General features: G+C 50.6%; 4 protein-coding genes and 1 tRNA gene. 3 read left to right on the top strand and 2 right to left on the bottom strand.

The features are described from left to right. Positions 1-459 (top strand): transposase (locus AB1611_11840; protein MEW6380281.1); only part of this gene is annotated, 459 nt, incomplete at its 5' end. Positions 460-676: 217 nt separating this feature from the next. On the opposite strand, the gene AB1611_11835 is transcribed toward AB1611_11840, so the two are convergent. Next, positions 677-758: transfer RNA gene (locus AB1611_11835), tRNA-Leu, on the bottom strand. A 289-nt stretch (positions 759-1,047) separates the two neighbouring features. Continuing rightward, a complete protein-coding gene (locus AB1611_11830) occupies positions 1,048-5,265 on the bottom strand; it encodes a 6-bladed beta-propeller (GenBank protein MEW6380280.1) in 4,218 nt (1,405 codons plus the stop codon). Positions 5,266-5,468: 203 nt separating this feature from the next. On the opposite strand from AB1611_11830, the gene AB1611_11825 reads away from it, so the two are divergent. Further along, entirely contained in the window at positions 5,469-5,963 is a 495-nt protein-coding gene (locus AB1611_11825; protein ID MEW6380279.1) for a hypothetical protein, read from the top strand. Between the two features lie 26 nt (positions 5,964-5,989). Further along, positions 5,990-6,952, top strand: coding sequence for a radical SAM protein (locus AB1611_11820; protein MEW6380278.1), 963 nt, complete (start codon positions 5,990-5,992; stop codon positions 6,950-6,952). Positions 6,953-6,970 lie beyond the last annotated feature (18 nt).

Below are 6,970 nucleotides of genomic sequence, written 5' to 3'. Positions count from 1 at the left end.
CCCCTTATTCCGGTCATTTTATTTATTCATTTTTCCTCTATCGCTATTTCATCTCCCAATCCCCAACGGGTAACTTTAATTCTTCTATTTTCTCCCTCTATCCATAACTATATTGTTGCAGATTACACCCAGGAGCAGGTGCCAAAAAAGAAAAGAGGCAAGGTCAAGCAATCTCCCCCTAAAAACCTCCTTGACCGATTAAAGGAGCACAAACAGCAGGTGCTGACCTTTATGTATGACTTTCGTGTACCTTTTGATAACAATCAGGGAGAAAGGGATGTCCGGATGGTGAAAGTCAAGCAGAAAGTGTCAGGTTCTTTCCGAACACGAGAAAGAGCAGATAATTTCTGTTGTAGTCGTAGTTATATCTCTACAGTAAGGAAAAATAGTCTCAGGGTCATCGATGCTATCAAAGATGCTTTCAAGGGAGTTCTCTTTATCCCCTCCCTCGTCGAATAAATCTCAATGAATCTCTATATCCAGGCTGAGTAGTTACCCTTTATCTTATTGAAGCTGGATTTATTGAAGCTGGATTCTGTATATTCTCTGGTACACAGTACCTGATCTTTTGGATATTTACCAGCAGCGTATCTGGTCAATCCAGATGAACTTGAATGGTTGTAAGGTAAACAGAAAGGTGTCCTTGGGGGGTGCAGTGTGGGTAGAAAAAGAAAAGTGCCGAAGGCGGGACTCGAACCCGCACGGGGTTAACCACTGCCCCCTCAAGACAGCGTGTCTGCCAATTCCACCACTTCGGCCTGATTGTGCAATTTTGGGGTAAAGCTGTTTTACTGCGAGGGTGATACTTATCGTATCGCTTCTTTTTTAGCATACTTTGCCCCCTTTCGTCAAGATGGAAACAATCAGGTGATAACGGCAAACGGCTGTGAACTGAACTTTTCCAAAGAAGTCAGGAGTCAGAAGTCAGGAGTCAGAAGTCAGGAGTCAGAATTCAGAATTCAGAATAAGCAATCCTCTTCTCCTGACTCCTGACTTCTGGATTCTGACTCCTGAATAAAAGTTCAATATTCACCCATTCGTAATATATCAGCTCCCTGATACTGTATCCAGACAGGAGGGTTGCCCTAAATATTTTCTGAACAGGCACAGGGCATCTACGGGAGTGACGGCACCATCGCGGTTAACATCGGCACATGCAGGACAGGCGGTCATCCCAAGGTAGCACCTGAAGACAAGCAGAGCATCCACCGGGGTAATTGTGCTGTCCCCATTCATATCCCCGGTGCAGCAGCCTTCATCGACCTGCCCATCGCAGTCATTGTCCTGCCCGTCGCAAATCTCCGGTTCCTGCCGGCTTGGGTCGACAAATCCCTGGATGCGGCCATTGCCGTAGTCAACTACATAAATATGGCCGCTCCCATCCACGCTTATTCCAGCGGGTAAATGAAATTCTCCATTTCCCTGACCACTCCTGCCCCATCGGGCCAGAAAGTTGCCCTGGGCATCGAACTTCTGAATCCGGTTATTTAAACTGTCAACCACATAAACATGGCCGCTGCCATCGGCGGCAATTCCAATCGGTGAATTGAATTCACCATCTCCCCGGCCTTCCTTCCCCCATTTGAGCAGAAAGTTGCCCTGGGCATCGAACTTCTGAATCCGGTTATTTAAACTGTCAACCACATAAACATGGCCGCTGCCATCGGCGGCAATTCCAATCGGTGAATTGAATTCACCATCTCCCCGGCCTTCCTTCCCCCATTTGAGCAGAAAGCTGCCCTGGGCATCGAACTTCTGAATACATTGAGTCAATGTATCGGTTACATAGCTGTAGCCGCTTTCATCCACGGCTATCGCGCAGGGAAATGCGAATTGCCCATCCTTAGTGCCTATGCTCCCCCACGCCGTCAGGAAGTTGCCCTGAGCGTCAAACTTTTGAATCCGTCCGTTCTTACTATCAACAACAAAGACATTGCCTTTCCCATCGGCAGCTATTCCAAAGGGGGCGATGAATTCTCCATCTCCCCGGCCGCTTTTTCCCCACGCCGTCAGGAAATTGCCCTGAGCGTCAAGCTTCCGAATCCGGTCGTTCGTATCTACCAGGTAGATATGGCCGCTCCTGTCAGCGGCTATTCCACCGGATAAGCTCCCGGATTGCCCGATGTCTTTACCTCTTCCCCATTTACTGAGAAAAGTGCCGTCAGCATAAAAAACCTGGATGCATTTATTACCGGCATCGGTTACATAGATCATGCCGCTGCCGTTTACGGCTATCCCGGCAGGAAAGGTGAACTTGTCATTCTCTTGCCCTCCGCCTTTCCATGAGGTCAGAAGAAGCCCCTGTGCATCATACTTTTGGATTGCACCAGTGCCGGTGTACCAGTCGTGAGTAGCCACATAGATATTACCACTTCTATCTACAGCTATCGAATCCGCATCCTTATCCCAGCCATAAATCTGAAATTCATCGAAAACCCTTCCCTGAGCGTCGTACTTCCGGATATAAAAATAACTGATACCGCTGCTGACCACATACATGCAGCCACTGCCATCTATGGCTATTCCGTTGGGAGGAAATCCTCCATAGATTCCCCCGCCAATATCCCACTTGGCGAGAAAATTACCCTGGCCATCGAATTTCTGAATGCGGCTGTTACCAGTATCAGCCACATAGACGCTGCCGCTCTCATCCACAGCTATCCCCATAGGAAGCTTGAATTCGCCATCTCCGCTGCCCTCAATCCCCCATTTGACGAGGAAATTACCGTGAGCATCGAATTTCTGGATGCGGTTGTTACCCGTATCAGCCACATAGACATTGCCGTTATCATCCACAGCTACTCCACCGGGAGATTTAAATTGTCCATCTGTACTGCCCTCGCTTCCCCAGGCAGCCAAAAAAGCGCCCCGGGGTTCAAACTTTTTAATCCGTCCGATTCCACTGTCAATCACATAGATGTTTCCCTGTCTATCAATGGTTATTCCATTCGGTGAATTGAAATCCCAGGGCAAAAGGATGGGCATGGTCCAAAGCTGCCGGGGGACTTCCGCAGGGCTTCCGCTTGCATATGGTGTTGCGCTGAAACAGCAATTCGCCGCTCTATCCCCTCCTGCACAATCATCGTCCTTTTTGTTGCAGGGGATTTCGGATGCGCCGGGATGAACATTTTTATCCGTATCGTCACAATCGCTTCCGTCTTGAACGTAACCGGCAGGGACAGTGCAGTCCTGAATGCTCACCAGAAAATTCCCGTAGCCATCGCCGTCACTGTCTGCATAGAAAATGTTCCTCGGAAATCCTTCATCAATCCTGCCGTCACAGTCATTGTCCTGGCCGTCACAGATTTCGGCTTGCGGCTGAGCAGTACAATTGATCCACTGCCCTGCCTGACAGGTCTCTATCCCCTGACCACAGGCGGTTAAGCATGATCTGGTCAGGTTATCGTCTATCAGGCCATTATGGTCATTGTCGCGGCCATCGCAGATTTCCTCTTTCAATTGGCTTATCATGGCAAACCTTTGGATCCGATGGTTACCCGTATCGGCTACGGAGATATAACCCCGATCATCCACCGCAATCCCGGCAGGAGAGTCAAATTGCCCCTTCTCCGAGCCGAAGCCTCCCCAGGTGGCCAGAAAGTTGCCCTGAGCGTCAAACTTCTGGATGCGATGGTTTTCGGTATCAGCCACATAGACATTACTGCTCGCATCCACGGCTATTCCCTGCGGTGCGAAAAACTGTCCCCCCTCTGAGCCCAACTCTCCCCAGCTGGCCAGGAAATTACCCTGCGCGTCAAACTTCTGGATGCGATGGTTCCCGGTATCGGCCACATAGATATGACCGCTGTCATCCACCGCTACTCCCATCGGAGATGCAAATTCTCCATCCCCCTGACCTTGGCACCCCCAGGCAGCCAGGAAATTGCCCTGAGCGTCAAACTTCTGGATGCGATGGTTCCCGGTATCAGCCACATAGACATTACTGTTCGCATCTACGGCTATTCCCTGTGGCCAGAATAACTGACCCTCTTCCGGGCCGAAATCTCCCCACCTGGCCAGAGAATTGCCCTGAGCATCTAATTTCTGGATCTGATTGTTTTGATTTTCAACTACAAAGACAAGGCCATTCCGGTCTACGGCTAGCCCGCAGGGAAAGAAAAACTCCCCGTATTGTCCCCAATAGTGCTCGTCATCTCCCCAGGCGGCCAAAAAGGAACCCTGAGCGTCAAACTTCTGAAGGCGATAATTGCCCGGATCAGCCACATAGATACTGCCAGCCATATCCACTGCTATCCCTACGGGATCGCTGAATTGTCCACGTTCCTGACTCTGATTTCCCCATTCGGCCAGAAAATTACCCTGGGCATCAAACTTTTTGACCAGATTGCTCTGACTTTCAACTACCAGGAGATGACCATTCATGTCTGCCGCCAGCCAGAGGGGATTCAAGAGCAGGAGTGAATTTGAAGATTGAACCGGCAGCCTGGTCAGGAATTTGCCCTGAGCATCAAACTTCTGGATGCGTCTGTTACCATTGTCAATGACATATATATGGCCGCTTCCATCTGTGCATATTCCACGGGGAGAGTAAAACTGACCATCTCCGTTGCCCCTGCTCCCCCATCTGGTCAGGAAATTGCCCTGAGCGTCAAACTTCTGGACACAGGTATTACCCGTGTCAGTTACATACATATGACCATTCCCGTCTCCGGCTATCCCGTACGGTGCCATAAACTGTCCATTTCCGCTGCCCCTGCTCCCCCATTTGGCCAGAAAATTGCCCTGAGCATCGAACTTCTGAATACAGGCATTGCCCGTGTCGGTTACATAGACATAGCCGCCCTCATCCACGGCTATTCCAATGGGAAAATCAAATTCTCCGCTTCCCTGCCCGTAATTCCCCCATTTGGCCAGAAATTTACCCTGGTCATCAAACTTCTGAATTCGCCGGTTACCACTGTCAACTACATAGATATGGCCACTCCGGTCAATCGCTATCCCATAAGGAGTGGCAAACTGGCCATCTCCATGGCCCTTGCTTCCCCATCGAGCGAGAAAATTACCCTGAGCATCAAATTTCTGAATGCAGCCATTACCATTGTCAACTATATAAATATTGCCGATACCGTCGAGAGCTATCCCTTGCGGTAAATTAAGATACCCGTTTTTCGGGAGAGGAAAAACCTCGATGCATTGCGGGATTTCTTCAGCCCAGAGTGCCGGATGAAGGATTCCGGCGAGTGTAAGGGTAAAAAGCGAAAGAAAACATAAGGCTGTTATAACGGGCAAAAACGATCTCTTCATAGACTCTGTCCTCATAGACTCTGTCCCCCCTCGATTATCCTGGGGGAGTAAGGTTGGATGAAATTTCGGTCTCTTTCTCTCCGGTTATAACTTAATAGAGCAAGTGAAGTCAATATAATTTATGAATAGCTGATATTCCGGGCCAGGATGTTCTTTTCAACTCAATTGACAGTCTCCCGAAAGTTCCGTATAATTGAATCATTATGATAACCCGGGAAAGCTTTGACCACCTGATTATCCGCTGTCCTTCCCTGGGAGGGGAGGTGCCCTTCTCCTATTGCCGGAAACAGCAGGGAGGAGGAAAACCCTGTCCCCGGCTGCCTGGCTGCTGGATGGATCGGAAAGGGGTGGATATGGAAGCTTATCTTACATCTTTCTTTACTCCTGAAGAGCTGACCGCCTTTTTCCGGCAGTCTCCTCAGGGGCGGATGGATGTTCTCCTGCTCAATCTGGAAAGGGTGAAGAATATGCAGCAAGAACAACGGGAAAACACGCACCAGGAGCAACAGACAAACATGCAGCAAGAACAACGGGAAAAACTGATAGCCGCAATTCAGGAAAAAGCCCCGGAGGGGAAGATCACCTGTGAGACAGCCACCCGGCTGGCTGACGAACACCAGATATCCCGCCGGGAAATGGGAAACCTGCTGAACGAGCTGAAAATCAAGATCAGAGGCTGTCAGTTGGGCTGTTTTTAGGCGGGCGGTTTATAGGGAAGTTATTGATGGGCGTACTTTTTGGACCGGTTCTCTCCCGGAGGCTCGGCAGGTCTCTGGGGGTGGACATGGTTCCGTATAAAACCTGTTCTTTCAATTGTGTCTACTGTGAGCTTGGCCGGACGACCTGTCAGACGCTCCAGAGGAAATCATTTCTGGATGCCGGCCTGGTCATCGAGGAACTGAAAGAGCGGCTGGCGCAGCTTGCCGGGGAGGTGGACTATATTACCCTGGCCGGTTCCGGCGAGCCAACGCTCAATGCCGACCTGGGGGATCTGGTGGCCAGGATCAGGGAATTGACCGCCACTCCCATAGCTGTTCTGACCAACAGTTCGCTGCTCCCTGATCCCGAAGTACGAAAGGAACTGCACGGGGTCGATCTCATTGTTCCTTCGCTGGATGCTGTCACCCAAAAGGTCTTCGAGCAGGTCAATCTTCCGCTTGAAGGAATCAGCGCTGGAGAGATACTGGAGAGTCTTATCCGTCTGCGAAAGGAGTTTCCCGGCCAGATCTGGCTGGAAATCCTGTTTTGCCGGGGAATCAACGATCATCAGGCGGAAGTCGAACACCTTGTGAAAGCGGTGCAGGCCATTGCACCGGACCAGATCCAGCTCAATACCGTAGTCCGTCCTCCGGCTTTTCAGGGGATAATGCCAAGCCCTCCGGAGCGGCTGGCGCAGATTGCCGCTCTCCTTGGCCCAAGAGCCGTAGTGGTCGGGCAGTATTGCCCTGGCCGCGGTGATATATCCCGCTCCCGCTCTCTGCGCAAGCGGATCCTTGAAATGCTGAAGCGAAGACCCTGCACCCTGGACGAAATCGCTCAATCCGCAGGGATGCATACTGCCGGGATGCAGCCCGATGAAGTGCACCTTGCTGAATTGGTCAAAGTGCTGGATGAGCTGGTTCAATCACACCTGCTCACCGTGCGGGTGCACGAGGGACAAACCTATTACCAGGCTCACGGCGAGTGATGAGAGATAGTGGTCAGT

The organism is bacterium (assembly GCA_040755755.1).
In the GTDB taxonomy this organism is placed as follows: Bacteria; SZUA-182; SZUA-182; order DTGQ01; family DTGQ01; genus DTGQ01.
Note: the sequence above shows the minus strand (reverse complement) of the source record. Positions and strands in the feature narration are given on the sequence as shown.